The organism is Corallococcus sp. CA047B (assembly GCF_003612065.1).
Lineage (GTDB): Bacteria > Myxococcota > Myxococcia > Myxococcales > Myxococcaceae > Corallococcus > Corallococcus praedator.
In genome coordinates, this window is the sequence record NZ_RAWD01000684.1 from 1 (window position 1) to 876 (window position 876).

Consider the following 876-nt stretch of genomic DNA (forward strand, 5'->3'; position numbering starts at 1 on the left):
CGTCGGCTACTGGCCGTGAGACTCCTCGCAGAGGGCAAAGGCCCGGGCGAGGCTGCGCATCTGGCAGCCCTGAGTCGGCCAGCCGTCTACTTCTGGCTGGAGCGCTATCTGGCGCAGCGTACCCCCGAAGCGCTGCGAGATGCCCCGCGGCAGGGTCGGCCGAGGAAAGCGCCACGCCTGACGGCCGAGCGCCTGCGCGAAGTCGTCCGAGGCAGCCCAGAGAAGGAGTCCTGGGCGAGCCACGGCTGGACGGTGCCGCTGCTGTGCACGCACCTGAAGCGACAGGGCGTCGAAGTGTCGCCCCGCACACTGCGCCGCCGGTTGCACGAGGCGGGTCTGGCGTGGAAGCGGCCACGGTACGTGTACGCCACGGCGGCGCCCCATCCAGGGCAGAAAAAGGGGGCCTTGTCCGCCGTCTGAAACGGCTCAAACGCCTGCTCCCCCGGGCCGTGCTGCTCGTCATGGACAGCACGGTGCTGCGGTGGTTTCCGCCGCTGCGCGCCGTCTGGGCCCCGCTGGGAAAGCAAGCCGTGGTGCCGATTACAGGCGAAAACGCCAAGCGCACGCTGTGGGGCGCCATCAATCCGCGCACCGGCAAGCGCGTGGTGCTGGCAACCCAGCGCGCCAGGCGCGAAGACTTCATGGACTTTCTGCGCACCCTGCGTGCCGCCTACCCCGGCCGCCCGCTGCTGCTGGTGCTGGACCGCGCCAGCTGTCACACGGCCCAGAAGTCCCAGCAGCTCGCCGCTCGCCTCGGAATCCACCTGCTGCTGTTGCCCAAGCAGCGCTCAGAACTCAACTGCATGGATCATCTGTGGCGCCCCCTGAAGCAACGCGTTTCCGCCAACCGTCAGTACCCCACGGTCGAGCAGCACG

2 protein-coding genes are annotated in these 876 nt (G+C 69.2%); both read left to right on the forward strand.

Features of this window, described 5'->3' with window-relative positions; translation table 11 throughout:
• Positions 1-420: helix-turn-helix domain-containing protein (locus tag D7X74_RS42165; protein WP_199742029.1), on the forward strand; the 420-nt coding region annotated here is incomplete at its 5' end.
• A gap of 29 nt (positions 421-449) precedes the next feature.
• On the forward strand, positions 450-876 hold a 427-nt coding region (locus D7X74_RS42170; protein ID WP_120538488.1), incomplete at its 3' end, for an IS630 family transposase.